The sequence below is a fragment of the Paenibacillus sp. W4I10 genome, from assembly GCF_030816325.1.
Classification (GTDB): domain Bacteria; phylum Bacillota; class Bacilli; order Paenibacillales; family Paenibacillaceae; genus Paenibacillus; species Paenibacillus amylolyticus_B.
Genome location: NZ_JAUSXX010000001.1, coordinates 4,769,397 through 4,795,734 on the forward strand (window position 1 = coordinate 4,769,397; position 26,338 = coordinate 4,795,734).

At 44.3% G+C, this 26,338-nt stretch carries 23 protein-coding genes; 5 read left to right on the plus strand and 18 right to left on the minus strand.

Translation table 11 applies throughout. The annotated features are described in order from the left end of the window. Window positions 1-181 precede the first annotated feature (181 nt). The 11 genes from QF049_RS21375 to QF049_RS21425 form a co-directional block, all read right to left on the minus strand. A complete protein-coding gene (locus QF049_RS21375; protein WP_307540439.1) occupies window positions 182-895 on the minus strand; it encodes a beta/alpha barrel domain-containing protein in 714 nt (237 codons plus the stop codon). Window positions 896-922: 27 nt separating this feature from the next. Next, window positions 923-2,218 carry an ABC transporter substrate-binding protein gene (locus QF049_RS21380; RefSeq protein ID WP_307540441.1) on the minus strand — a complete coding sequence of 432 codons (1,296 nt, stop codon included), beginning with the start codon at window positions 2,216-2,218 and terminating at the stop codon, window positions 923-925. 103 nt (window positions 2,219-2,321) lie between these two features. Continuing rightward, window positions 2,322-3,089: a response regulator transcription factor gene (locus QF049_RS21385; protein ID WP_307540443.1), complete on the minus strand. Its 768-nt coding sequence runs from the start codon at window positions 3,087-3,089 to the stop codon at window positions 2,322-2,324. Window positions 3,090-3,094: 5 nt separating this feature from the next. Then, window positions 3,095-4,918, minus strand: coding sequence for a sensor histidine kinase (locus tag QF049_RS21390; RefSeq protein WP_307540445.1), 1,824 nt, complete (start codon window positions 4,916-4,918; stop codon window positions 3,095-3,097). A 242-nt stretch (window positions 4,919-5,160) separates the two neighbouring features. Next, window positions 5,161-5,349 (minus strand): aspartyl-phosphate phosphatase Spo0E family protein, encoded by a 189-nt coding sequence (locus QF049_RS21395; RefSeq protein WP_307540447.1) that lies wholly within the window; start codon window positions 5,347-5,349, stop codon window positions 5,161-5,163. A 190-nt stretch (window positions 5,350-5,539) separates the two neighbouring features. Then, complete coding sequence (locus QF049_RS21400; protein ID WP_307540449.1) at window positions 5,540-5,809, minus strand: hypothetical protein; 270 nt, start codon at window positions 5,807-5,809, stop codon at window positions 5,540-5,542. Between the two features lie 78 nt (window positions 5,810-5,887). Next, a complete protein-coding gene (locus tag QF049_RS21405; protein ID WP_307540450.1) occupies window positions 5,888-6,574 on the minus strand; it encodes a hypothetical protein in 687 nt (228 codons plus the stop codon). Between the two features lie 328 nt (window positions 6,575-6,902). Further along, entirely contained in the window at window positions 6,903-7,088 is a 186-nt protein-coding gene (locus QF049_RS21410; protein WP_307540453.1) for an aspartyl-phosphate phosphatase Spo0E family protein, read from the minus strand. Between the two features lie 473 nt (window positions 7,089-7,561). Continuing rightward, window positions 7,562-8,926 carry a helix-turn-helix domain-containing protein gene (locus tag QF049_RS21415; protein ID WP_307540455.1) on the minus strand — a complete coding sequence of 455 codons (1,365 nt, stop codon included), beginning with the start codon at window positions 8,924-8,926 and terminating at the stop codon, window positions 7,562-7,564. A gap of 21 nt (window positions 8,927-8,947) precedes the next feature. Beyond that, window positions 8,948-10,318 (minus strand): helix-turn-helix domain-containing protein, encoded by a 1,371-nt coding sequence (locus QF049_RS21420; protein WP_307540457.1) that lies wholly within the window; start codon window positions 10,316-10,318, stop codon window positions 8,948-8,950. Between the two features lie 257 nt (window positions 10,319-10,575). Further along, window positions 10,576-11,970 (minus strand): helix-turn-helix domain-containing protein, encoded by a 1,395-nt coding sequence (locus QF049_RS21425; protein ID WP_307540459.1) that lies wholly within the window; start codon window positions 11,968-11,970, stop codon window positions 10,576-10,578. A 264-nt stretch (window positions 11,971-12,234) separates the two neighbouring features. Between QF049_RS21425 and QF049_RS21430 the strand changes: the two genes are divergently transcribed. Then, window positions 12,235-13,359 (plus strand): LLM class flavin-dependent oxidoreductase, encoded by a 1,125-nt coding sequence (locus QF049_RS21430; protein WP_307540461.1) that lies wholly within the window; start codon window positions 12,235-12,237, stop codon window positions 13,357-13,359. A gap of 100 nt (window positions 13,360-13,459) precedes the next feature. Here the strand turns inward: QF049_RS21430 and QF049_RS21435 are convergent, their stop codons facing one another. Next, window positions 13,460-14,038, minus strand: a complete 579-nt coding sequence (locus QF049_RS21435; RefSeq protein ID WP_307540463.1) for a TetR/AcrR family transcriptional regulator — start codon at window positions 14,036-14,038, stop codon at window positions 13,460-13,462. A 283-nt stretch (window positions 14,039-14,321) separates the two neighbouring features. Between QF049_RS21435 and QF049_RS21440 the strand changes: the two genes are divergently transcribed. Continuing rightward, window positions 14,322-15,533 (plus strand): MFS transporter, encoded by a 1,212-nt coding sequence (locus QF049_RS21440; RefSeq protein ID WP_307540465.1) that lies wholly within the window; start codon window positions 14,322-14,324, stop codon window positions 15,531-15,533. A gap of 122 nt (window positions 15,534-15,655) precedes the next feature. On the opposite strand, the gene QF049_RS21445 is transcribed toward QF049_RS21440, so the two are convergent. Beyond that, window positions 15,656-16,066, minus strand: coding sequence for a DUF2000 family protein (locus QF049_RS21445; RefSeq protein ID WP_307540467.1), 411 nt, complete (start codon window positions 16,064-16,066; stop codon window positions 15,656-15,658). Then, window positions 16,063-16,626, minus strand: a complete 564-nt coding sequence (locus QF049_RS21450; protein WP_036673091.1) for a type 2 periplasmic-binding domain-containing protein — start codon at window positions 16,624-16,626, stop codon at window positions 16,063-16,065. The genes QF049_RS21445 and QF049_RS21450 overlap by 4 nt, the downstream gene beginning before the upstream one ends. A 217-nt stretch (window positions 16,627-16,843) precedes the next feature. On the opposite strand from QF049_RS21450, the gene QF049_RS21455 reads away from it, so the two are divergent. Continuing rightward, window positions 16,844-18,085, plus strand: a complete 1,242-nt coding sequence (locus QF049_RS21455) for an ATP-grasp domain-containing protein (RefSeq protein WP_307540470.1) — start codon at window positions 16,844-16,846, stop codon at window positions 18,083-18,085. Window positions 18,086-18,094: 9 nt separating this feature from the next. Next, window positions 18,095-19,438 carry an MFS transporter gene (locus QF049_RS21460; protein ID WP_307540472.1) on the plus strand — a complete coding sequence of 448 codons (1,344 nt, stop codon included), beginning with the start codon at window positions 18,095-18,097 and terminating at the stop codon, window positions 19,436-19,438. 162 nt (window positions 19,439-19,600) lie between these two features. On the opposite strand, the gene QF049_RS21465 is transcribed toward QF049_RS21460, so the two are convergent. Beyond that, on the minus strand, window positions 19,601-20,662 hold the full coding sequence (locus QF049_RS21465; RefSeq protein WP_307540474.1) for an alkene reductase: 1,062 nt from the start codon (window positions 20,660-20,662) through the stop codon (window positions 19,601-19,603). A gap of 156 nt (window positions 20,663-20,818) precedes the next feature. Between QF049_RS21465 and QF049_RS21470 the strand changes: the two genes are divergently transcribed. Then, a complete protein-coding gene (locus QF049_RS21470) occupies window positions 20,819-21,682 on the plus strand; it encodes a LysR family transcriptional regulator (protein ID WP_307540477.1) in 864 nt (287 codons plus the stop codon). Window positions 21,683-21,835: 153 nt separating this feature from the next. On the opposite strand, the gene QF049_RS21475 is transcribed toward QF049_RS21470, so the two are convergent. From QF049_RS21475 to cdaS, 3 genes are all read right to left on the minus strand, one after another. Further along, complete coding sequence (locus QF049_RS21475; RefSeq protein WP_307540479.1) at window positions 21,836-23,902, minus strand: methyl-accepting chemotaxis protein; 2,067 nt, start codon at window positions 23,900-23,902, stop codon at window positions 21,836-21,838. 233 nt (window positions 23,903-24,135) lie between these two features. After that, on the minus strand, window positions 24,136-25,242 hold the full coding sequence (locus tag QF049_RS21480; RefSeq protein ID WP_074093168.1) for a Glu/Leu/Phe/Val family dehydrogenase: 1,107 nt from the start codon (window positions 25,240-25,242) through the stop codon (window positions 24,136-24,138). Window positions 25,243-25,529: 287 nt separating this feature from the next. Continuing rightward, complete coding sequence (cdaS, locus tag QF049_RS21485) at window positions 25,530-26,159, minus strand: sporulation-specific diadenylate cyclase CdaS (protein WP_307540481.1); 630 nt, start codon at window positions 26,157-26,159, stop codon at window positions 25,530-25,532. Window positions 26,160-26,338: the final 179 nt, after the last annotated feature.

The window sequence follows — 26,338 nt, forward strand, 5'->3', positions numbered from 1 at the left end:
GACAGAAAAACCTGAAGAAGCGAAGTGGTCGCCTAAAAGCTTTCTGGAAGAAAGCTGCATCGGAAGCATATGCTTATCCCCGGATTTCCCCCTTTATATAAGGGATTCAAAAAAATCTGGGGATAACAGCGATCAGAAGGTTGTTCTGGCATCGGAGTGGCAAGTGTAAATATTCTTTAGTTCAACTTATATAGTCTGGACGGTTCAGACTGTCCACCGCATTGCGGAACCCGTTCACAGCCCTTCGCAGCTCTTCCTCCGTGTTGTTTGTCACAACCGCTCCAAGCATAATCGCTTTGACCCCAGCATGGCTTAGCACCCGAACATCCTCCGGTACCAGCTTTCGCTGGGAAGGAACCAATACCGGAACCTGGGCTTGCAAGACCAGACGGCGATACTTGAGCACATCCGCGAAGCTGAGCGGTGTACCATATTCTTTTCCAGATACAATAGATGCCTCCAAAGCGGTGAAGCCGAAGTGAGCTGCCGATGTTAAGAGGGAAGCATCATATTCTTCATTGATCGCAAACGTTGGGTCCAGCCCCAAGTCACTCAGCATGAAGGAGGGCAAGTGATGTGCATAGATGGAATAGAAATCAAAACCCAGTCCAGCAAGGCGCTCCACATCCTCCCTTCGTGCTCCATCTATACTGCCGGAAGGTACGACCCCGAGCGGACCACCAAACTCACTGCGGATTGCCCGAAACACCTCGGCATACCTGTCCAATGGGCCAAAATGATTCCCGCTGGCGCGATGACCGACATTATAGTGCACCTTCAGTGCATCAGCACCCTCTTCAATGGCTGCCCGAGCCAAAGCAAGTTCATTCTCAGGCAGACTGACCACCAGGGACAGCGGTTTCCGCTCAAGTAATTCTTTGAATTTGCCCATCATTCTCACCTCCGGTTTCGATCGATTTACTTAGGGTTGCAGCACACTTTGGATCTCTTCCTGCATTTGTTTCAGGTTATCCTCAGCTGTCGCTGTCTTGGCAAAAAGTCGGTCGAATCCCTGCAATACCGCATTGTCGATATCCTGCCAACGGATATGGCCAGGAATTAAGCGCGCTTTCGGCATTTCATCAATGACGGCCTGCACAATATGCTCTTTGCTCGGGTTATTCGGCTGAAGAATGAATGCATCCGAGTTCAGAACAGAAGTACGAGGAGGCACAAAATAGGTGGCTGTCGCCTGAATCCCCTGCTCACTCGCAAAATACTTCAACAGCTTCTTCGTTTCCTCTGGATGTTTGCTATCGTTAAACATGGCATATCCGGCCTGCCCCAGCATCGGTACACTTCCTTGTGAACCGGAAGGCATAGGAGCGATGCTCCATTCAAAATCCGTAATCTCTCTTGCTTTGGAAACATAGCTGTAATTATCAAAGAACATGCCCACATTACCCGCATCGAAGCTGACCTGTTCGCCCGCCTTTGGGTGTGATTCATCGGTGAACATCATGCGTTCCAGTAGTTCAAAGGTCTGTACGCCATAGGCATCGTTCCAGGTGAACGTTGTCATGCCCTCATCAAACGGACCGCTTCCATTGGACCAGGAATAGGAGGAGAGCACCGCCCAGGTCTTCCAGTCGCGAAAAAAGTTGGCACCATAGACTCGGTTGGTCGCATCCTTGCTGGTAATGGCTTTGGCGGACTCTTCGAACTGTTCCCATGTCCATTGCCCTTGGGCGGCAAGTGTGTTTGGATCAGTCAGGCCGGCTTGATCGAACAGCGCTTTATTGTAAAACATGACCACCGGAGGTGTAGAGAAAGGTAGCCCTAGCAATTGATCGCCATCACGGAACAAATCCAATGTACTTGGAATATAATCATCCAGCTTAAACTGTGCATCATCCTTGAACTCGGATACATCGGCCAGAATGTGGTTGGACTTGAATTGTGGTACCATTCGCTCCGATACCCAGGCGAGATCGGGAAGAGAGCCTCCGGCAGCAAGCACCGAAATTTTTTGCTGGTATTCTGCGAAAGGTACGGATTCCATCGTGACTTTGATGCCTGGATTTTCCTTGGTGAAGCCATCAATCAGCTTGTTGTATACATCCATATGTGCCTGGTTGCCCCACATCATGAACTTCAGCTCCACCTCTCCATTCTCCCCGCCTGCACTGCCAGGTTCACTGCTGGAATTGGAGCTTGTGCACGCGATTGAAGCCACCATCATGAGTACAAACACCAGTATCAGTCCTGCTTTTTTCATGTAAATCCCCCTTATGGACGTCGTGGTATACATGTGCAACCAAAGTATAACGAAAGCATCGTTCCCTCATAAATCACGTCAACTACAGAAATGGTATGGTTTTTCAAGAGATACTGAATCGGTCTCGATATTCTCCTGCGGTCCATCCCACCTGTTGTTTGAACACCAGCATGAAGTGTTTGGGGCTCTGATGCCCGGATAACCGTGCCACATCATAGATTTTGAGACCCGTGTTGATCAGCAACCACTTGGCCCGCTCCATACGTGCCTCAGTGATGTATTCGGAATAATTGATGCCTATTTCGTTCTTGAACAACTGGCTTAAATAAGTAGGGTTCAAGTTAACAAGATCTGCTATCGTCTGAAGTCGCAGGTCTCCATCGGGATGTTGCTTGATGTGCTCCTTCACATCTCGGATAATCTTCCGTGTATCTCCACCAGCGTGTTCTGCTTTGCCAGATGGCTCAGGGATAGAAAGAGTTGTTATACCGTATCTGCGATCCAGCAGCAATTGAATCTTTTGTATGCATAATGCCAGTTCATAACGATCGATTGGCTTCAACAGGTAGTTCAACACCCCGAACTCCATCGCCCTGCGTGCATATTCAAACTCGCCATAGCCGCTAATGATGAGCATGAGCAAATCAGGGTACATGTCTCTGGCTTTGCTTACCAAAGTTAATCCATCCATTTCACGCATGCGGATATCCGTGATTAACACATCCGGCACCTCACATCTCAGATAATTCAGCGCCTCGGTACCGCTCGATGCTTCGCCCGTTACCTGAAACTGAGAAGACGCTTGTACGATCAGCTCCCTCAGTCCCTGACGAATGACCGTCTCATCCTCTACAAGCAATACTTTATACATGCGCTTCAATCCCCTTTCGGTAGAAGTTGAATGGATATGGTAACCACTAGGCCCTGCCCGGGACTTCCATCAATGCTTAGGCTACCGCCTTCTCCATACATGAGGCGAAGCCTCTGAGCGATATTGTTAAGCCCCAGACTGTCCCCGGCATGGCAACGTAATGCCTGACTGGAAGGCTGTTTTGATATGGATTCGTTTAACTCGTCAATCTTTGCCTGAGTCATACCCTTACCGTTGTCTCGCACGCTAATCAGTAATTCATGGTCAAATTTCAAGGCAGATACCCAGATTACTCCTCCATTTTCCTGCCCTTCAATGCCATGGTAGACTGCATTTTCCACCAGCGGTTGCAGTATCAGCTTCGGAATCGCACATTCCGTTATCTCTTCTTCGATGTCATAGTTAACCTCCAACTTACCGTTGTAACGTACCTGCTGAATGCGTACATAGGATTGTACAAAAGCCAGTTCTTCCCCAAGTGGAACCATCCGGTCCACCTTATCAATCGTATAACGCAGCAGCTTGCCAAGCGCCGTCACCATGTCCGACACCTCAGCATGCTTCTGGCGAATGGCCATCATGTTAATGGACTCCAGCGTGTTGTATATAAAATGGGGATTCATCTGGCTTTGCAGCGCTGACAACTCTGCCTCCCGCTCTTGAATGCCCAGCAGAAACACCTCATTGAACAGTCGATGAATCTCTTCCATCATTCGGTTAAAGCCCCGGCTAATCTGTCCGAATTCATCACTGCTGAAGTGTGCTACACGCTGGCTAAAATCTCCCTGCTCCACCCGAATCATGTGGTGCTTCAGTCGAATCAGCGGCCGGGTGATACGATAGGATAACAGAACCGCCAGAATCGCTATACCCGCCATACATAACACTGAGAACCATATTGTAAAGGTGAGCATCTCACCCGACTCCTTTTGAATCACAGCAATAGGTGTAAGACTGATCACCGAAAGCCCGGAATAGCTGGAATGGTGTTGTACATAGAGATAGGGCTGCCCATCCAGAACAACTTTTTGGTTTCCTGCATAGCTTTGAAGCTGTCCGTGCAATAGCAACTGGTCGTACGCAGGCATTCCTCCGGTTGAGGTCCGTTCGAACAGCAGACGCTGCTGGCTGTCTACAATCATCAGACTTGCATCTTGCTCATAATTCAGATGGGATAACAGTTGACCGAAGGCCTCCAGACGGATATCAATCAGAATGTAACCCAATCGTTGAAGCGTACCCGGATCTCGAAGCACTCTGCCCACCGATATATACGATTCTTGCTGACCGCCCGTGTAATAGCTGGGTTGATGCGGAGGAAGCAGACGCCATGTCCCCTCCGAGCCTTCAAGCTCTGCAAACCAATCATCCTGCCTGCTGTCCCATACCGGCTTGACTGCCAGCGAATCGAGATTGGAGAACAGGATGCCGCTATTGCTGATCAAGTGAATCCCCCGAATCTCGGGCCGGTCATAAGCTTGACCAGATGTATAGAGCTTCATTTTCAGATAATCCTCAGACCTCGCCCATGTACCCGACCCCATTGAAGCGTTGTATTTGTCCAGAATGCCAAGCACCATCTGATCGTAAAGCGGCAAGAGCGACAACCGCTCAAAGTCCTTCAGCAGCCGATTCAGATTGGCGTTAATCTGGCGAACCATATCAATGGTGAACTGCTCGGTCTTGCGATCCATCGTCTGCGAGAAATGCTTGTAGTTCATCACTCCCTGCAAACTTAGCGGCAGCAACGTCAGCGCAAGGAACAACAGGAGCAACTTGGTGCGCAGGTTTACGTTTTTTCCGAAAAAAATGCGTACCTTGTCCATCATTTCCGTTTATCCCTCCCTCTCCCGATCATTGTATGAGCCCCCTTCACAGATCAATCTGGATATAACTGGGGTCATCATATCCAGTTTTAATGATCATTCGCTATCCTGCGAATCCTCGAATTGGTATGGAATTTCAAGTTATGCGCATGGGTTTCAGGGTGAACGCAAAAAAGCCGACTGTATCGCTACAGTCGACTACCCTATTTCTATAGAACACTAATTAGACCAAAAAACCGACTGCATTATGCAATCGGTTGTCTGTTCCTGAGATGGCTTTTATATTTGAATCGATTATATTCATTAATAAGCTCGTCCAGTACCATGGACTGTCGGAGGACTTGGTTGTCCTGCATGCCATGATTCTCCGCCAAACGACTTAACTCATGCCTATTTCGTTCGATTTTATCTTTGATCTGCTTCGGTTCACTCACAGCATGCACCCCCTCTTTGTATAACATTTTAGGATACATTGCCAAAAAATTCATATTATATTCCTTTGCAGAATAAAATGTTTATTTACATAAGTTTTCAAAGAAATTCAGCCTTTTTCATACTTATATGTTGAACTAAAGATTAAATTGTAAATAAGAAAAAAAGTATTCGGGACCCGAATACTTTTCATTATTTACTTCGTAATGAATTTGCTAAATACAACATTAACATCCCTAAAAATATCAATAACATTCCTTCAATTTTATACGACCAAATCTCTGAGTTTATGAAGCTACCAAAGATATCAGAGGTATCAGACTTTACATTTTGGTATTCTGCAAGAACCAACATAGCTTTGTTCATACCCCAATTAGTACTTTGAGCAATAAACTGAAATCCAATAACAAATAATACAAATGAACAGATAAGGGCTACTAAGGAAATCATTTTACTTTTCAAATTTAAATTCTCCTTTGATAATATAATATTGCTGTTGTATGCGCTACTATATTACCAAAATTGTTAAATTCTGTCTAGTTACCAACCAGTAGTATCTTGCCAGTAAAAGTATAAACCCGTCGGTTCTTTATACTCATAAGTACCAATATAAGAATCAGAAAAGAAACCTTGTTTCCATATCTGAAACGAGTAGTAGTTGTATGTTGGTGCGCAGTAAATGGTATATGTTTTATTTGCAGGAATTTGGATTGGTCCGTATGTTTTGTTAAAGTTACGAGTTGCCTGATAGGTCGTGCCTAGCTTCGCAGCAATCTCTGCACCACCCCATCCTGCTTTCGAAGAAATCTCAGCAGAGAATGTAGTAGCTACACCATCAATAACAGACAAGGACAAGGGCGCTGGACCTTTTCCAATCGCACGTTCAATAACATTTCCAGTAATTTGGGTCATGTCAATGTTTTTCAGATAGTAATCTCCTATCGCAGAAGGATGCACCGGACCGCTTGATAGATTGGAACGGGTCTTATCAAAAGGAACATAATACCCTGCAATAATTGTTTCAGGATCAAGTCCTTGTGAAATAGCTTTTTCTTTAAAATTAGGATCAAAAATACCTATTGTACTTGTTTGAGAAATATCATTATTAATCACTATTTCAGGCGTATTTGTACTTAAAACTTGTCCCTCAGATGAAGCAGATGCCACTGATGAACAAGCGGAAGAAATCATGATTGCCGTTAATAAAATTTTCCCAAAGTTTTTCATGGATAGTACCTCCTCATAAGTTTTAAAATAGTCACGTTAATAACCTATCGAACTTAATAAAGAAACTAAGATCATAAGACTGTGATATCTTTGAAGCTAGAATTCTCTCTTCATCTACTTAAATCAAATTTTATCCATATCCTAACGATGCAATCACCTCTTTTCTTTGTAATTGAGAACGTTCTCAGATTAATCATATAATCATTTTCAAAAGAAACTTAAATAAACTTTTTATGAATAATAATCCATAACACAGCCCTTTGTTATTAAACATTGATGATTACCATACGAACACTATTTTTAGTATGACTATGATTTTAAGTTAGCTTCACAATACTTTACACCTCTTTACGCTCACTCCTAAAGTAACTCGATTATATTCATTAATTAGCTCATCCAGTGCCATAGACTGTTCAATCACTTTTATATTTGGGATTTCATATAGATCTACCAAGCGACTCAACTCTTGCCGACCTTGCTCGATTTGGTCTTTCAAGTTACTCAGTTCTCTCATGGCAAGTCCCCCTCTAGGACATTCTTAAATAACATTTAATATGAGTAGGCTATTTAGTTTCGCTAATGACGACAAGTACTTTGAAAAACATAATATATTTTGCATAATTTTGTAAAAACATTTCTTTAGAAAAGACCTAGCGCTCTGCCTAGTGCTTTTCTAAAACACAAAACAGCCTGACTCAGAATCAGTTAGGCTGTTTGTTTTATTATATATTTATTGGCTTAAATAATTGAGAATACGTCTTTGCTGAGACAAGTTTGCGTATTGTTTATAAGTCCCGTAAAAATCAAAACATTTTACTGTCATATGATCGTATGGTTAAACGTTGAAAGAGGTAAGTGTATTAAGTATCTATACCAGTTTGATAAACTTTTAGTCTGCATTTATACTTTACAAGTTCATAATTAAACAACATATACGGAACGCACATTGTACATCTTCTTCATCGTCCCTTCGCAGATATTTCATTATCAGAAAGTCGGTAAACTTAACTTTTCTATTACATTTTTGTACTTTCTGATCTGTGTTTCATTGGCCTCGCTTCTATACTCCCCGTACAAATCTACACATTTAATACACATCAGGTCATCTTTACTTGAAGAAGAGAGATCTAAACACATAAGTAAGGCATCCATTCCAAGTGAATAATTACGTTGTTTCATTTGATAACTTGCCAATTCATAGTAAAAATCTTGATACGCGTGGTTTAACATTTGATCGTTATAACTACCTTTAATATACATGTCAGTATTAAACAAATTGGTCTGATCTTTAAATCTGTCTAAAGCATAGTCAATGTTAAAAGAATACTGGTTAGCTGCTTGCAAAATATTAATGAATCCAGCTAATATTTCTGACGGGTTGTTTTCGATATAATCCAAATAAGAATTGATTACATTTTCTTGACCAAGCATTAATTGGGAAGCATATTGATTTCCTTCTCCCCATATTTGGAACAAATCTATTATTTGTTGATCCTCTTGTGTAGGATTCTCAACCTCAACTATTTTCAAGTATTTTTCTATATACTTTAGGACATTTTCATATTCCTTACGAGCATCATAAACGCTTGATATTAATAAGTTTGCATAGGCTACATATGTAAAAAGAGGATAGGCTGTTAGCCTTCTTTTACTTTTTCGCCTACGAGATTGAATTTTTAATTGGAATTCTGCTTTCCGTTCCAGTTCCCGTGCCCATGCATCGACCTTGTCCCACAAATGTATCGTATTATATACGTTTGCCAAGTCTTTAATTGCATCCAATTGCACTTCTTCATTTAATTTATCAATATACGGTTCGAACTTTACTGCTGCATTGAGATTATCATATTTACTCAGTGTTTTCTGAAGCAAGAAAATGCGGTACTGGCAAAGAGCCAACCTCTCCGAGTGTTGATACTTCTCACTGTCGGCTACACATTCATATAAAATGAGTGCCGCTTCATTCATGCTTTTATTAAAGAGACTCTCAGCCACATCAAATAACTCATCAAAATAGGATTGATCATCTGTCACATGAGTAATGACTTGTTGTATAATATCTAGCTTACCAAGTTCAGCACAACGATATAAAAACGGTTCTAATCGCCTCCAATGGGGCGCAGATTCGATAAAACACTCCACACCGTACATATCGTAAAAATATCCCCGCTCCAATCCCATTGCAGATGTAATCTGATCGAGTTGGTTCATCGAAATAAGCCTGGTTCCTTTGATAATCGCACTTAATGTACCAACATTAATGTCAGCGATTTCTGAAAATTGCTGTAGTTTATACCCCTTATTCTTTAAGTGATTTTCAATATAGAAACGTATATTGGGCATCGTCTTCATCGTCCTTCCCCATATATTTCACTATTGAAAAGTTGGTACACTTAATTTATCTATTAGTTTTGTATACCCCTCTTCCTGGGTCTTACTGGCGTGATTTCTATACTTTCCATATAAGTCAATGCATTTGATACACATCATGTCATCATTACTTGAGACAGAACGTTCGAAACTAGTAATTAAATGTTCGATCCCCTGCTGAATTTGGTTTTGATTTAATTTGTATTTTGCTAGTTCGTAGAATAAGCGTATATATCTAAGATTCAACGCCTGTTCGTTATATGTCCCTTTTAAATATTTCTCTATTCTAATGTTATTGATGTGATTTTTAAATCTATCTAATGCATTGTCAATATCGTATGAGCACTGGTTAGCAGCCTTCACAATATATACGAATGCTGTTAAGATTTCTTTAGGATTGGCATCCAGATAGTTTAGGTAATCATCTAACATATCAAAATCGCCCATCAATAATGTATATAAATATCGATTGCCCTCAGCCCAACCCTTGAATCGCTCTATCAATTCTTGCTCTTCTTCTGTCGGATTTTTAATTTCGTCCATAATATCCTCATAAACGTCTGTGTATTTTAAAGCTTTTCTGTACTGCTTACGCTTTTCGGATACAGTAGCCTTTAACAAATTCGCATAGGCTTTATAACTGAATACCGGGTAATGCGCAATTCTCAATTTATTTCCCCGCCTGTTGGTACGAAGAGTAAGCTGAAAGTCAACTCTTTGTTCTAGTTTTTTAGCTAGCTCCAAAACTTTATCCCACACATGTATTGTTGCATAAAGGTTTGCTAAATCTTTAATCGCATCTAATTGCATTTCATCATTCAATTTATCAATATAGGGTTCAAACTTTACTGCGGCATTTAAGTTATTGAATTTATTCAGTGTTTTATGAAGCAGAAAAATACGGTACTGGCATAAGGCCAACCGCTCGGAGTGTTGATATTTTTCACTGTCTGCCACACATTCATACAAAATAAGAGCTACTTCTTTTAATCCTCTTTCAAAAAAGCTTTCAGCTACATCAAATAATTCTTCTATATATGATCGATCGTCCGTTACATGAGTGATGACTTGTTGTATACAATCCAGCTTACCAAGCTCAGCACACTCATATAGATATGGCTCCAGACGTCTCCAGTGGGGCGAAGATTCTATGAAGGATTCAACCCCATAACTCTCATAAAAATAGCCTTTCTCTAATCCCATAACAGAAGTAATCTGATTCAGTTGGTTCATAGACATTGACCTGTTGCCTTTAAGAATGGCACTTAAAGTTCCAACATTAATTCCAGTAATATCGGAAAAATGCTGCAACTTGAGATTCTGCTCTCTCATATATTTCTCAATATGTACTCTTATTTTAGGTAACAATTCCACTATAACACCTCCATCACCAAAATCACTTATAATTCAATAACACATAATAAATGTTATTTTAGTCCTGTATTTTACATTGGTCAATCTATGAGTACAACAAAAAGGTTTATCTCCGTCTTTGGAAATAAACCAATGTTATAACGTATTCCTAATTGTAATTTGTAGCTTACAATGTTCCACTACCATGTGTTAGTAGGCGATAAATCTGATCTTGCACATTAATTTCAATTGTAGGGAAAGTGCTAACAATCATAACACTAAACAAGAGTATAGCCATGATTTTTCTTAATTTCATAATAGCTGTTAACCTCCTCCATTAGATTATGATAGGTACTTTTTATTTCCTGAGATGCAAAAGACCTGTACCTCTCAAAGAGAGCAACACACTGTATTATGTCATTAGAATTATTAATTCTGATGGCTGAACTCAGACAATTGACGAGCTTCTTCATTCCTTCTCCATATCGTTCTCTATTGAAATAATACATTGCCAACTCAAATAAAAGTTTTGAATATAGATCATTCTTAAGTTGTTCATTGTATCCTTCCGATAAACTTCTATCACTCAACATAGAATTAATGGAGTTATCAAATTTTAAGAGGATATCATCTATATCCATATCATATTTGTTTGCTGCTTCAATGATCTTAACAAGGGCCGTAAGAGTTTCTTCTTCATTTTGCTCTATCCAAGCTACATAGACCGGAAGAACCTCTTTCTTTCCCATCATCAGATTATACAAATAGGTATTAACCTCAGTCCATCTATTAAACATATTTATATATATCATATCTTCATCGCTAGGATTAGAAATATTAACTAAATCATTATATTTTTTTGTGTAATTCAGTGCTTCGGTATATTCTCCTCTACATTCACATGCATTGGCCTTAAGCAAGTTTGAATATGCTTGATATACAAATAAAGGGTAAGCTGTTATCCTATTTTCTTTGTTCACTATCTTTTTTGTGAACGATTGAATAATTTCAACTTTATGCCCTAACTCATCAGCAAGCGAAAATAACTTGTCCCAATATCGAAGAGAAGCGTATGTATTCGCCAGGTCTTTAATCGCATCCAGCTGCCGTTCCTCATCCAGCCGATTAATATACGGTTCAAAATGTACGGCTGCACGAAGATTCTCATGCTGGTCCTGACCGAGAGATAACGTGAAGATGCGATACTGGCACAGAGCCAGACGTTCCGAATGTTGATATTTCTCACACTCCGCCACACATTCGTACAACATCCGTGCAGCCTTCGTCTGTCCACGTTCAAGCATGCCTTCGGCCATCTCGAACAACTCCGAGATATACGAGCGATCATCCGTCACTTCCTGGATAACCTTATGAATACATTCCAGCTTGTCCAATTCAGCACAGCGCTGGAGGAATGGTTCCAGTCTTCTCCAATGAGGTGCCGATTCCACGAAACATTCAGCCCCATAAATCTCGTAGAAATACCCCTCTTCCAGCTTCATGCCTTGGGTAATCAGATCCAGTTGCGCCATAGCGATGGGCCGAGTCCCCTTAATAATTGCACTAAGCGTTCCAGCGTTAACTCCCGATATATCGGCAAAATACTGCAGGGTGTACCCCTGTTTCCTGATGTAGTCCTCAATATATGAGCGTATCGTAGTTGTAGGTTCCATGTATCCCACCTCCACAATGAAAATCCATAATTTTGAATTTATATGATAAGCACAATTCTAATCCTAAATTTTACAGCGGTCAATAAAAATCGTGGCAATTTCCTTCACATTTATGCAAGGAGGCCTCGCTGTTCCTGCTTATAGAAAAAATCCATTAGAAGAATCCGTGAGAACGTGATACATTTAATCCAACTTACATATCCTACTATTTCAATAGGATTATACGACACAGATGCTATCAATTCAGTTCGAGGAGAAGGTCAGATGAAATTTGCCTTGTTTAGTCTCATGATGAATCTGCCTAATGCCGTAACCGGGGAAGCTCTGACGACTCAGCAGAAATTCCACAATATATTAGAGCAAGCGAAGCTGGCTGAACGACTGGGTTTCGATGCCTATGGGATCGGTGAACGACACGGTGCGCCTTTTCTATCTTCCTCGCCACCTGTCGTATTAACCGCAATAGCCGCAGCAACCACACGCATTCGGTTACTAACCACCGTCACTGTTCTTAGTATACTTGATCCAGTCCGGGTTGCCGAGGATTATGCCACGCTGGATCAATTATCGGGCGGACGGCTGGAAATGATCATCGGGAAAGGCAATGACCCTCGGCACTATCCGCTGTTTGGCATAAGCGAAGAGGAACAGTGGGATTCACTAGATGAACGCTACCACCTGCTAAAACGGCTGTGGTCTGAAGAGAATGTAACCTGGCAGGGAACGTATCGCCCTCCGCTTGAGGGAGTGACCACGTGGCCCAGGCCGCTTCAACAATCCATCCCGATCTGGCATGGTAGCGCGTCGAGCACGGTCTCGACCGAACTCGCTGCCAAATATGGCGAGCCGCTCTTCACGTCGAATTCTTTTCATCCTCAGGCCAAATATAAAGCATTAATTGATCATTATCGGGAGCGCCTCGATTATTATGGTCATGATCCGCAACAAGCCGTGATTGGCTCTGGTGCCGGCAGTCTCTATCTTGCGGATACGGGCGAAGAAGCCATTCGTCGTTATAAGCCATATTATGAAGCGTTCCATGCCACTACCGCCGCACAGCATAATCAGTCTCCCTTCACCGATCTGGAGGATAACATTGCACGAGGCCCTGCGTTAATCGGCAGTCCGGAGCAGATCATTGAGAAAATTCTGGACTATCATGCCGCTTACGGACATCAGGTGCTGAGTATCAGCGTAGATGGACTGACGCATAGCGAGCAGTTGGAGCAAGTGGAGCGTTTTGCCAAGGAAGTTGCCCCTGTATTACGCCGCGAACTGCCCAGTTCGGTATGGAATGAACCCCCGGTGTTAACCCAGCACTCATCCTTCCTTTCCTCTAATGTTACAGATTCATGGCCCACAGCCATCTCACCTATATTCCAGGTCTAACAATCTACCTCGTACAATATACACGCGCTCCTTCCAGGGTGATTTCTATGAATCGCCCTCTTCCCTCTTCCTCCCACTTGTATCGCGACTATCCCTATATCTACTTGGACTGAATGCCTTCAAACAATGAACGGAGCATCAGATCTACAAACGCATCATCCATCGCTTCCCCCGTCACTAACATACGATAGAACACCGGTCCATAGATCAGATCAATATACAGTCCAATGTCCACCCCACTCTTTAATTCGCCGCGCTCCACACCCTTCTCCAGAATTCCCCGTGCTTCACGTCGACGTGGTTGGATGTATCTTGTACGGTATTCTTCGGCAAGCCCTTCATCCGACTGCCCTTCTCCGATGATCTGTGTAATCACTTTTCCTTCCCGACTGGTCAAAAATCGAACCAGATTACTCGCATGTATGCGTATATCTTCCACTACCGAGCCTGTATCCGGTACTGGTAATCTTGCCGTTGCAGCAGACATATATCCGTCCATGATGACAGCGCCTTTATTCGGCCACCATTTGTAGATAGTGGCTTTGCTCACCTGTGCACGTTCAGCGATCTTCTCGATCGTAACTGCCCCGAATCCGTGCTCCAACAACAACTCATACGATGCTGTAAGAATGGCATTCTGGGTTTCCATGTTACGTGGACGTCCTCTTTTGGCAGTCATCTTAAGCCCTCCTGGATGTATAAAATATATTTAATCATCAGTAATATTCATAAAAACGATACGTTCATTATACTAAACTGCCATGAGTACACACAATTCCACCCTCCACTCACCTTTTTATCCTCATTTAAAATTCTCATTAAATATGTAGAGCCTATTTACAATACTATACGTTTAGTTTATTATATGTTTGTAATTAGTGAACACAACGTTTAGTAATTAACGATTTTAATATTAACTGTTTATTGCGAATACAAATTTAGAATTGTGGAGGATGATTATCATGGATATGAGACAACAAGTGAAGAAGGCACCTGTACCCACCTGGATTATTTTTTTGCTGGCATCCGCTTGTGGATTGATCGTGGCAAACCTGTATTATGCTCAGACCGTTATCGGTCCGATCAGCATGACAACGGGTCTGTCTTCTGCCGCTGCCGGATTGATCGTAACGTTGACTCAGATTGGTTATGTCATTGGTTTGCTGTTTATCGTGCCGCTCAGTGACATTACCGAGAATCGGCGCCTGGTTGTTCTTTTCCTCATCGTACTGGTTGTTGCCCTGATTGCTGCGGCTTTCTCGCCCACTGCTGTTGTATTTCTGACTGCCTCTCTATTCATCGGCATAGGTTCTGTTGTCGCTCAAATTCTAGTGCCCTATGCGACATATCTTACTTCCGAGGAACAGCGCGGACGGGTTGTTGGCAATGTAATGAGTGGTCTGCTGCTGGGCATCATGCTGGCTCGTCCTGTCGCAAGCTTTATCACCAGCCTCTTCGGATGGCAGACGGTCTTTGTATTCTCCGCCATTGTCATAACACTTCTCATGCTGCTCCTATCACGTGCTCTTCCTGCTCGCCAGCCTGAACCCACCTTGAAATACGGGCAATTAATCGTGTCCTTGGGCACACTGTTCAGAACGATGCCGCTGCTGCGCCGCCGGGCGTTCTATCAGGCCAGTCTCTTTGGTGCTTTCAGCTTGTTCTGGACTACGGTTCCGCTCAGACTGGCTAACGATTTTGGCATGTCACAGCAAGGCATTGCCTGGTTTGCACTGGCTGGTGTCGGAGGTGCTATTGCTGCTCCCATTGCCGGGAGACTGGCTGATCGCGGACTTACACGTATTCTGACAGGTGCTGCCATGGTGATCGCTGCTGCTTCGTTTGGTCTTGCTTATGTGTTCCAGAGCCACTCCACATTTGCATTGATCCTGCTTGTGATCGTGGCGATCACACTGGATATGGCTGTCTCGGGAAATCTGGTGCTGGGTCAACGCATCATCTATTCGTTAGGAAGTGAAGCGAGAGGACGTGTGAATGGCATATTCATGTCGATCTTTTTTGTCGGCGGTGCGATTGGTTCATCTCTTGGAAGCTGGTCTTATGCTAACGGAGGCTGGAGTCTCACAACGCTGATTGGGCTAATCATGCCGCTGCTCGCTTTGGTGTATTACTTTACGGAAAAGAAAGCTGTAGTCGTCAGCAAGCATCTATAAGTGCGATACCTTCAGGCATCCTTCGTAATCAAAAACGGACTTTTGGAACAACCTCTATAACGATTCTTTCATATGTAAAGAAGGGCAGAGTGATCTCTAAAGATCCGCTCTGCCCTTTTCCCTTATTTCATGACACTGAATTTTTTGGTCGCTGCCCTAACTTGATCATCCTCGCCCCATACAATGACACCTACCACTTTGGTAGCTTCCAATTCCATCGAAGCAATCTCAACTGCATATTGTTCAAAGGCATTGTTGAGCGACTGACCTGTCTGTGAAAAAACAACATGGTTCAGTCCCCCGCTGTCATCTGAGCAGAGTTTGGCCAGATTGATCAGTTGATTCTCCCCGGCCTTCACAATGACAGTACTATATCGGATGCCCGCATGCTGAACGCCGCTATGATCCAGCACAGATTGATCAGAATATAACCCCGGCTCATTCAGGGCTGCTTGTCCCATTAACAGGGCAGACACATTGGCTGCGGCGCCAGGTTCCAAATTTTTATCCAGTATAATAGCAATTCTTTTCATATGACTGTATTCACCCTCTGTGTATTTTGTGTAAAACATACCCATGGCATATTGATTCCCTCGCGCAGTACTTTGTAGGTCACAAGCCCGTAATGATCAGCGCATAGCTGATTCGTGAGTGCAATGGACTTCTCCGTGTTGTGCATGACCTTCCTGCAAGCTTCAGGGTTGGACGATACGGTGCTGTTCTCTCTATAGGTTGTATCAAGTTCAGATAACAAGTATGTGGTTGCTGGATGATGATAGATAATATCGATCTGATCGGGACATACCGCATGGAAGCCGGATAGAACCAGCGCAGGAATCTTCTCCACAAAGCTCTCAGACACCGCTAGTTCAGAATCCATGATGAAGCTGTTGAGCTTGGGATACGCCCCGGGGACCAGCAAGCAGGATATGATCCCTGATCTCAAGTCTTCCGCAGCCGCTTCAAATTCAGGGTATGGCTTGATACGTTCCGAGTTGCCTAACTTCTTCGCGATATGCATGCTGCAAGTCAAGAATCCTTCATCGTCTCCCAGCGTTCCCAGTATGGCATATTTCTCTTTAACGATCTCCATTTATTTCTATTTCCTCCTTTTTATTTCTAATCCGCTAAAGATCGTATACCAAAAAATTCCTATTGTCAATTAACACTTTAACGTAACACAAATATGTATTTCCGTTCATATTTCCCGCCAAAAAGTGTATTGAAAATGGAAAATATTGAGTTATAATGTTATGAAATGAATTTTTACTATTTTTAGCATTTTGCTGAAAGGGGATTTACAAGAGCGTATGAAAACGATTGTATACATATCTGATTTCAGGCTACCTACTGGATTAAACTTCGTTAAACCTTTGCAGAAATTGGCGGATCACAAGAAAATTCTGATTATTGAACGGCATAATTTGCATCATGATGAGGTGCTCAGGGATTTCTTTGATGAAATTAGATATGTCGATCATCTGGAGTCCGTAGATGCCATCCGGGAGCATATGATGCAGATCCGAGAATCCCACTCCATCTCAGCTTTGTTAACGCCGGGTGAGAATGCGATTGAGATCGGTGGTCAACTCCGTTCCGAGTTCGGGATCCCCGGTATGCAGCGCAATCAGGCTGAGGCTGTTCGCAACAAATGGATCATGAAACAAATGCTGCATCAGCGTGGAATTCGGACATCCAAAATTGCAATTGCCCTACATGAACAGGACTATATTCGTTTCACTGCTGAACACGGCTTCCCGATTATTGTGAAGCCACTAAGCGGATATGGAAGTATCAATACGTTCAAATTGTCCAGCATGGATGAACTGGTACATTATCTACACCATACAAGACAAGCACAGCAAAGGGATTTGCTGGAGGAATTCATCCACGGTACGGAGTTTCATTGTGATTCCATTGTGTCTAAGGGCAAGGTTGTATTTGCATCCGTTTCCCAATACCTGTATAACTGCCTGGATATTGCGACGAAGCAGAAACCTCCGGCCAGTATTACGTTCCCTGAAGGCACGGAAGCTGATTTTATCCATCACATCAAAGAGCTCAATGAACGGGTCATTGCAGCCTTGGGTATCAATCAGTCCGTAACACATGCCGAACTTTTTCTGACTCCGGAAGGAGAAGTGGTGTTTGGAGAAATTGGTGCAAGAATCGGGGGATCGCATGTTATGCCTCCTTGTATCAAGAACACCCATGGCGTTGATTTCTTCGAAGCCGTCACTGATCTGGAAGTTGGAATATATGAATTTAAGCAACAGGAGACGAGCCATAAATTCACAGGCATGATCTGCTTCCCTTCACGCGCAGGGGTAATTCAACACATATCCGGGATAGAGGATTATGCGGATATCCCTGGCATCGTTGAGTTCAATGTATCCTATCGAGTGGGACAGCGCGCCGGGGACGTAAACGATACCATGACCCGATCAGGCTATGCAATCGTGGAGGGTGATTCGTTCGAGGAATTGCGTCAAACTCTGCTGGATATGTACGATCGCTTCAAGATAGAAGTGACGGTTGCTGAAACCGTATAAGATGTACGGATGAGCCTCACTGTTTTTGGTCTGGAGTGGCGGTTATCTTGGGGAGGGCTGGAATTATTGTCGTTATTCAAAACCTACGCGGGTCTGAGCCGCGATATCTATTATCTCTGTTTAGCCAGAACGATTAACAGCACAGGAGATTTTGTATTCTCCCTGATTACCTTGGTGCTTACGTTACAGATGGGCATGAATGTGGTCAGTGCAGGGATCTTTGTGTCCATGGCAGCCCTGATTAGCGGACCCGGTGTACTTCTCGGCGGTTATTTAAGCGATCTTATGGGCAAAAAAACAATTATTGTCATCGGCCAACTGTTGTCTGCCATCATGATTATAAGCTGCTCTTTTTGGTCAGGCACCATTACCGTTGGTTATCTTCTGATTGCAGTCATGTTCTTCATCAGTATTACCCGGCCTGCTTATAATGCACTGATTATTCAACTGTGTACGGAGGAGAAAGAACGAAAGTCCGCCTTTTCCCTCATGTATCTGGGGGCCAATCTGGGTATAGCCATCGGACCACTGGTCGCCGGTTTTTTTATCAAGGATCACGTCAACATCGTCTTTATAAGTATCGGTACCGTGTTTCTGATATCTACCTTTATCATCATCAACCAGGTTAAGATCGGCACACGCAAGGAATTGGCACCAACAAGCAGCGAACATGCTGGACAACAACAAGAACAACAACGATCGAGCCAACCACCTTCGCCGTTATTCAGACTACTGCTGAAAAATCCACTCGTTGCCTTCTTCATCGTTGTGTCATTTCTTAACTATTTTATCTATATGCAATACTCATTTAGCCTCCCACTTCAGATGAATCACTCGTTTGGCGAGAACGGGGCAGCCTATTACGGCTCTGTCATGACCATCAATGCCATTAGCGTCATTATTCTTACCACCGTGATCCTGTCCGCTACACGCAAATTAACGGCCCTAAACTCCATAGCCACAGGCGCACTCTTCTATGGAATCGGATTTGGAGCCTTGAACCTGCTCGGTTACTTCCCCCATTTTTCCATCGTCGCCTTATCCACGGTGCTGTGGACCATTGGAGAGATTCTCGTGCAGACCAATATCAATCTGTATATTGCTTCGCGTGTACCCGATACACATCAGGGGCGGTTTAATGGCTTGCTGTTATTCGTAGGTTGCCTGGGTTACACACTTAGTCCATATTTGACAGGCATTTTCATCAAAAGCATGGACATGGAAAGTGTATGGATCATTATTCTGGCTTTCAGTCTGTTCTATGCGTTGTGTATGATCATTCTCTGGTATATCGAAAAAAGCTCAACCAAGAAAAGCGAAACAGAGCCACTTGAATTCTCAAAGAGCATCTAAACTTCGAGTCTACATCGTCCGCAAGTGGCTATAGCAAGCAAGATAGAATACCCAGAACTGTTCAGTACGGAAAATACATGACTTTGAATACATTCCTTTTCATAAGTAAACAAAGGGCAGAGCGATCCTCAGGATCGGCTTCTGCCCTTTGTTTCTTTATGTTCATACCAAAACAGGCAAATGTGCATTCGCATCATACTCGATCAACGGCTTATTCTCATGTAATCTCTGCACCAGATCGGGATTGGCGATAAACGGTCTGCCGAACGCAGCCAGATCTATGCTTCCCTTACCAATCGCGTGCTCTGCGGTCTGAACATCCAAATCCCCCACACCAATGATGATTCCATCCCACCGACTACGAATCTGCTCGTGAAAGGACTGCTCCCCTTCCCATGCTTTCGCATAATGGTCTGTTGAGGGATGCAAGATCGTAATTCCCGTCTCGCGGAACAAGTTCAGATATGCATCAATCATTCCAGCTTTGTCTGCCCAAGCATAGGATGCATCATCATCCTTTTTCTCGGAGAATCGTACCGATATGCGATCCACAGGGATCTCTTTTTTCACAGCCACAATTATATCCCGCAGGAACCGCAATCTACCCGCAGTGTCGCCTCCGTATTCATCTGTTCTGTGGTTGGTCTTCTCATTTATAAACTGGTCGATCAGATACCCATGTGCAGCATGCAGCTCGATCCCATCGAACCCTGCCAAAACTGCATTGCGGGCGGCCGTCTGAAAATGCTGAATCGTATCCGCTATATCCTGTGCACTCATCGCTTGGGGAATCTGATACGGCTTGTGCAGCTTATGCACTCTTCCCTCTGCCGCAAGGCTGGAAGGTGCCAGTGGAACGGTTCCGATCAGATCGGAATGGGACAACCTGCCGACATGCCACAGTTGAGCAATAATGGTTCCGCCATGTCTGTGAACAGCATCCGTTACCCTTTTCCAAGAAGTCGTCTGTTCATCTGTATATAAGCCGGGGATGCCATAAGTGCCTTTGCCTGCCAAATTCGGAATAATGCCCTCGGTAATGATCAGTCCGACGCCATCTCGCGCACGCTGCTCATAATAAGCGACCATCTCATCCGTTACGGTCCCATTCTGATCATCAGCAAATCCTCGGGTCAGCGGAGCCATCACAATGCGGTTCCTTAATTGCCACTGATGAATTGTCACCGGGCTTAATAATGTTGAACGTGTATTTATGTTATCCATGTCATATCCCTACTCTCTTTGTCATTAAGGATATTGTACGGCGGCTCTTATATATCGTAAAATGATTGAAATATATAGTTGTATCTCTCAGAGAGATACCTAACATCACCATCTGCGGAAGTAATTGAAGTTAATCCACGTTCAGGAGGATACAGCATGGAACTTTCCGATATCGATATTGTTCTCGCGGTGGCGCGTTCAGGCAAAATCTCACAGGCCGCCAAAGAACTGAATTACGCGCAATCCAATGTCACTACACGCATCAAAAAACTGGAGCAGGAATATCAAATCCAGTTGTTCAACCGATTTCCCAAAGGTGTTGTACTGACCTCCAAAGGAGAACAGTTTGTTGAGTACGCCACACAGATTCACAACCTTTTGCATGATCTGAAGCAGGATATGACCGATCCCGGTGAGCCTTCCGGCACGCTAAAAATCGGCATTGTAGAAACTGCGGCATCCAGTCGTTTTATGGAGATTCTGAATGAATATCAGATAACCTACCCGAAGGTGTCCATCTCACTCGTTAACGCCACTTCACCCAGAGTACTGCGCAAGAAAATACAGGACTATGAGATTGATGGTGCTTTTATCAGCGGGGCTTGTGTGAAGGAAGGTTTGAAGGTGGAATATGAGATGCAGGACACGGTTCATATCATCTCCAAGCGGATGGATACACCACCCGCAAGCCTGTGCCAAGTATCATGGGTTGTTTTCCCGGAGGGCTGCCCGTATCGTGAAATGACCGAAGAATTTTTGCAGGAAGAAGGGTTGTCCGCACGTAATATCATCGAAGTGAGTACGATGGAAAACCTGCTCAGCTGTGTGGAGTCAGGCATTGCTTTTACCATTATGCCGTGCAACGTTATTCACAAGAAACCGGATAATTTCTCCGTATTTGATCTGGCTGATCGCTATACTCATACCACGACAACCTTTGTCCGCGGTGAGGATCGGTATGTCAGCAGTGCGCTGGATCAATTCATGAAGCTGCTGAACCAGAAATGCATTACATTTTGATAAAGGTAACTTAGTACCCCTCTTTCAACCGCTGATCTTCTTGATCACTAAATGGACTAGAGCACATTGATCGAGACCCTAAAAAAACAAAGCAAAAGGCACTCATACAGAGTGCCTTTTGCCTTCCTTCCCTCTAAACCTATTCAACTAACCTTACTCCACCTTGAATCGCGCAGCCGATTCGGCCAGCTTTTGCGTCAATTGATCGATCGTATCAACCATGTTGGCCAACTGCTGTACCGTTGAAGATTGCTCCATCATGGTTGCTGTTACCTCTTCAACCGAAGCGGATACCTGCTCTCCTGAAGCTGACAAACTATGGGCTGACTCCAGTACATCATCCTTGTTCTGTAACATCTCCTGCATCTGTCCTGCCATCGTAGCGATCTGTTGATTAATGACCGTTACCTTCTCCAAAATTACATCAAATGCCTGACGAGTCTGCAAGACAAGCTCATCCTGTCTGGACGAGATGGTGTGAATTTCGGCAACACTTTGGTTGTTCTCGGCGACATCGGCCAGATTCTGCTCGATAATGCTGGAGATTTCCTTGGACTGGCGGGAACTCTGCTCTGCCAGATTGCGAATCTCCTCTGCCACAACCGCAAATCCTCTGCCATGCTCCCCGGCCCGTGATGCTTCGATGGAAGCATTCAATGCAAGCAGATTGGTCTGCTTAGCAATCTGGCTGATGGCTTCAGTGATCTGACTAATACTGCCCGAACTCGTTTGAAGTTTGACCGTAATCTCCGAGATTTTCTCTACTTCCCGTTCGTTCACCTCATTAATACGCATCAATTCATTGACGACTTCATTCCCGTTGTGGAACACAGATTCGATCTCATCTGCCCTCGCCTTCACATCCTGGGCACTGCTGTTCATGGCAGCCACTTTATCGCCAAAGCTGTTGAATTTGCCTGCAATCTGCTCGGTATCTTCCGATTGGGCCTCCATCGCCTTCGCGATGCCCATGGACGTCGCTGATGTCTCATCAATGGATCTTGCCGTCTGTCTGGATGTTTCCTCCAGCTCCTGAGTGCTGGCTTGAAGAACATGGATCGAACTATTCATATCGCTAATCAGGTTTCTGTTCTGCTCCACCATGCCATTGAAGCTCTCCGCCAGGTCCTTGAATTCGCTGTTATATCTACCATTGGCCTTGACGGTCAGATTCCCTTGAGCAAGCTGTTGGAACAGCCCGATCAGACGAATTATAGGTCTCGTAATACTTCGAGAGATCAATAATCCTACGCCAATAGCCAAAGCAACTCCGATCAATGTTACGATAACCATCTGGTGCTGCATATCCTCTAATGGACGTTTGATATCATCATAATCGTCAATAATGACCACGGAGAGATCCGCCTCAGGAATCTGATTAATACGATAGTAGATGTCATCTCGATCCATCGAAGTGATCTTCACTTCGTCCGTTGCCTTGACATTTATAAGTTCCATAGCTTCCTTGTCTTCCGCAAGTGTTTGTCCGACAACCGAAGGGTCCAGTGAGTCGAACATGATGATGCCACTCCGACTCAGCACTTCAACTCTGCCTTGGCCATTAATTTTAATGTCCCCCAGTTGTCCTAGGAAGAAGCTGCTGTCTACCGACATGGCGAACACACCCAGTATATTCCCCTGTTCATCGGTGATGGGCTCCGAGAATACAATAATGAGCTTCTTGCCAGTCTTAGAGACGACCGCGTCACTGATGAAGGATTTCCCCTGTATGGACTCCTTAAAATATTCCCGATCTCCCCGTGACTGCCCAATGACATCCGGCATGGTTCCCGCCACCATGGTTCCTTCCTTGTCAAACACAAACAGGTCCGGCTTGGTGCCTACCGTGTTGGATATACTGTCGGTGAGAATCGTATTCGCTCTATTGAAGTATGGATTCTCATCTGTAAAAAAGGTTTCATCTGTCATTTCGTTCGTATCACGCAACTGCAAGAGTTCTTTGAACGTGTTATGTACGGATATCGCATGACTCATCTGTTGCTGAAGCTGCATCGCTGTCCAAAGCCCTTCCCCAAGGCGGTCAGCCATCACATTAATCTCATCCTTGCTTTTTCTGACCACAACATCAGATGAAATCATATAACTTGTGGTCGTTGCACCAAGCAGAACCAAAACAACCAATACACTGATCATGAAAGGCAGCTTGATTTTAAGCGACACATTTTTAAGCCTGTGTGCTACCCCTTGTCTTTTCCCCATTTTCACTTCTCCCCACTTCCCTGAACCATCTGCATCTGAACGATGTACATACATTATCGGAAAAATGCATAGTGGAGTTGATCAATTAGGGAGATATTGCCACTGTTTTTCTTTTTTTTATTTTGGATAACAACATAAAAATTGGCCTGTTAGATCGACACTATCCATTTTAGGAATGGACGTTGCCGTTATCTAACAGACCGTTTACAGATTTGGTAATGATTCAATACTGTTTACTTGCGCAATCTCCGGGAACTCAACGCGTGGTGGCCATTCTGCAAGAATGTACTGCGCGTATTCTTCATCTGTTCGATCCGTCGCTCAGCCAGACGATCTGCGGCAACATAGGTAGCGATGCCCTCGGTACGTGAGCTTTCGAATATTTTCTCCAGATTGGAATAGATCTCTCCGATCTTGCTCCACGCCCGATCCGCGTTGTATCCGTTCAGCTCATCCGCAATGTTAATTACACCACCTGCATTGATAACATAGTCAGGCGCGTAAACGATGCCCATATCATATAACTGATCCCCATGACGGGTCTCCAGCAGCTGATTGTTGGCACAGCCTGCTACAACTTTCGCCTTGAGCGTTTTGAGCGTATCGTCATTAATCGTTCCGCCCAGTGCACATGGTGCATAGATATCACACTCCACACTAGTGATGTCTGCGGGATCAACAGCTGTTGCGCCGAAGCGATCCACAGCCTGTTTCACCGAGTCCTTATGGATATCCGTAACGATCAGATGTGCACCTTCCTCATACAGATATTTGCACAGATGCATCGCCACATTGCCGACACCTTGGACCGCTATCGTTTTACCCTCCAGCAGATCGGTACCAAATGCTTCTTTGGCTGCTGCCTTGATCCCCCGATATACACCCCAAGCCGTTGCAGGTGATGGGTTACCGGATGAACCATAACTCGCCGAGATGCCTGTCACATAATCGGTTTCTTGATAGATCAGGTTCATGTCCTCTTCCGTTGTTCCTACATCTTCGGCCGTGATATAACGTCCGTTCAACCCTTGAATATATCGTCCAAACGCTCGAAACATCGCTTCGTTTTTGTCGCGCCTTGGATCTCCGATAATAACGGTTTTGCCACCGCCCAGATTCAGGCCAGATACCGCATTTTTATATGTCATACCACGGGCAAGGCGCAGGGCATCTTCAATGGCGGCTTCTTCTGAAGCATAAGTCCACATCCGCGTGCCTCCCAGCGCAGGGCCGAGTGTTGTGTCGTGTATGGCGATAATTGCTTTTAACCCTGAATTTCGATCCTGGCACAGAACCAGTTCCTCATAATCGTGATGCTCCATTGCTTCAAACCAACTCATGTGCTAACCGTCTCCTCCAACCATTTTTGCGATCCAATCGCATTGTTCTCTATTCATTGACCATCCTCTATTGTACCCATGAATACCCAGTTTGTGCAAAATCACATCGCAATGTCAGAGAAACATCGATCGATGTTTCTCATATGGCGAGAGCAAAGCTGTCAAATTTCAGATTATAATTTTATCGTCTATCAATAGAAAAACCTCTCTCCCTTACAGGAGAAAGGTACGCTTCCCTCAACAGCCTCATCTTAATCGCCCCAAGTAGGCCACTTAATCGTTCACATTTAAGGGAGCGTCTCAACCACATTGATTGGATGTAAATCGCCATCTACAGCAAATGAAGCCTGTCCTGTCTCCTCGGAGACAACCAGTACAACCGCATCCGTCAATTCACTGAGTCCCAGTGCTGCCCGATGACGAGTGCCTATTTTTCGTTCATGCACTTCCGCTTGCGACAACGGCAGCACATTACCAGCGGATACAATTTGATTGCCACGAATCAACACAGCCCCGTCATGTAATGGCGCACCGGGAATGAACAGTGATTCAAGCAGCGCATGGGTGACTCTTGCATCCACTGCCACCCCTGAGTGGATGATCGACTCCAACGGAATCTCCCGTTCAATCACAATCAACGCCCCATATCTCCGGTCAGATAGATGCTGTACGCTCGATGTTAATTCGGCAAACTTCTCGGTAAAGGGTGACAGATAACAATCCAGATAAAACGAAGAGGCGAGCACCTCGATCTGCTTGATCTCCGCTCGAATCTCTGCAAATTGCCCCAGCAGACAGGCACTGTCATTGTCAAATCGGGATAACGTCAGATTCATACGTTCTGCTACACGATGGAGGTCTGCCTTAAGCTTCTGCCTCATCGAGGAACTGTCACAGTCTGCTTGCCGAGTCATCATTCGCCGCCTCCTCTGGTTGGGTTGGGCTTCACGCCGCATCATTAGTACCCATACCTTCCCCTCCGGAGCAGTTATTTATGCAATGGCAGGGCTGTAGGAGCTAATCATGGGCTTCATTGTAACTGATATAACAAGCAAAAAAGAGCCTGTCCGCAAAACTCCACGGTCAGACCCTACTC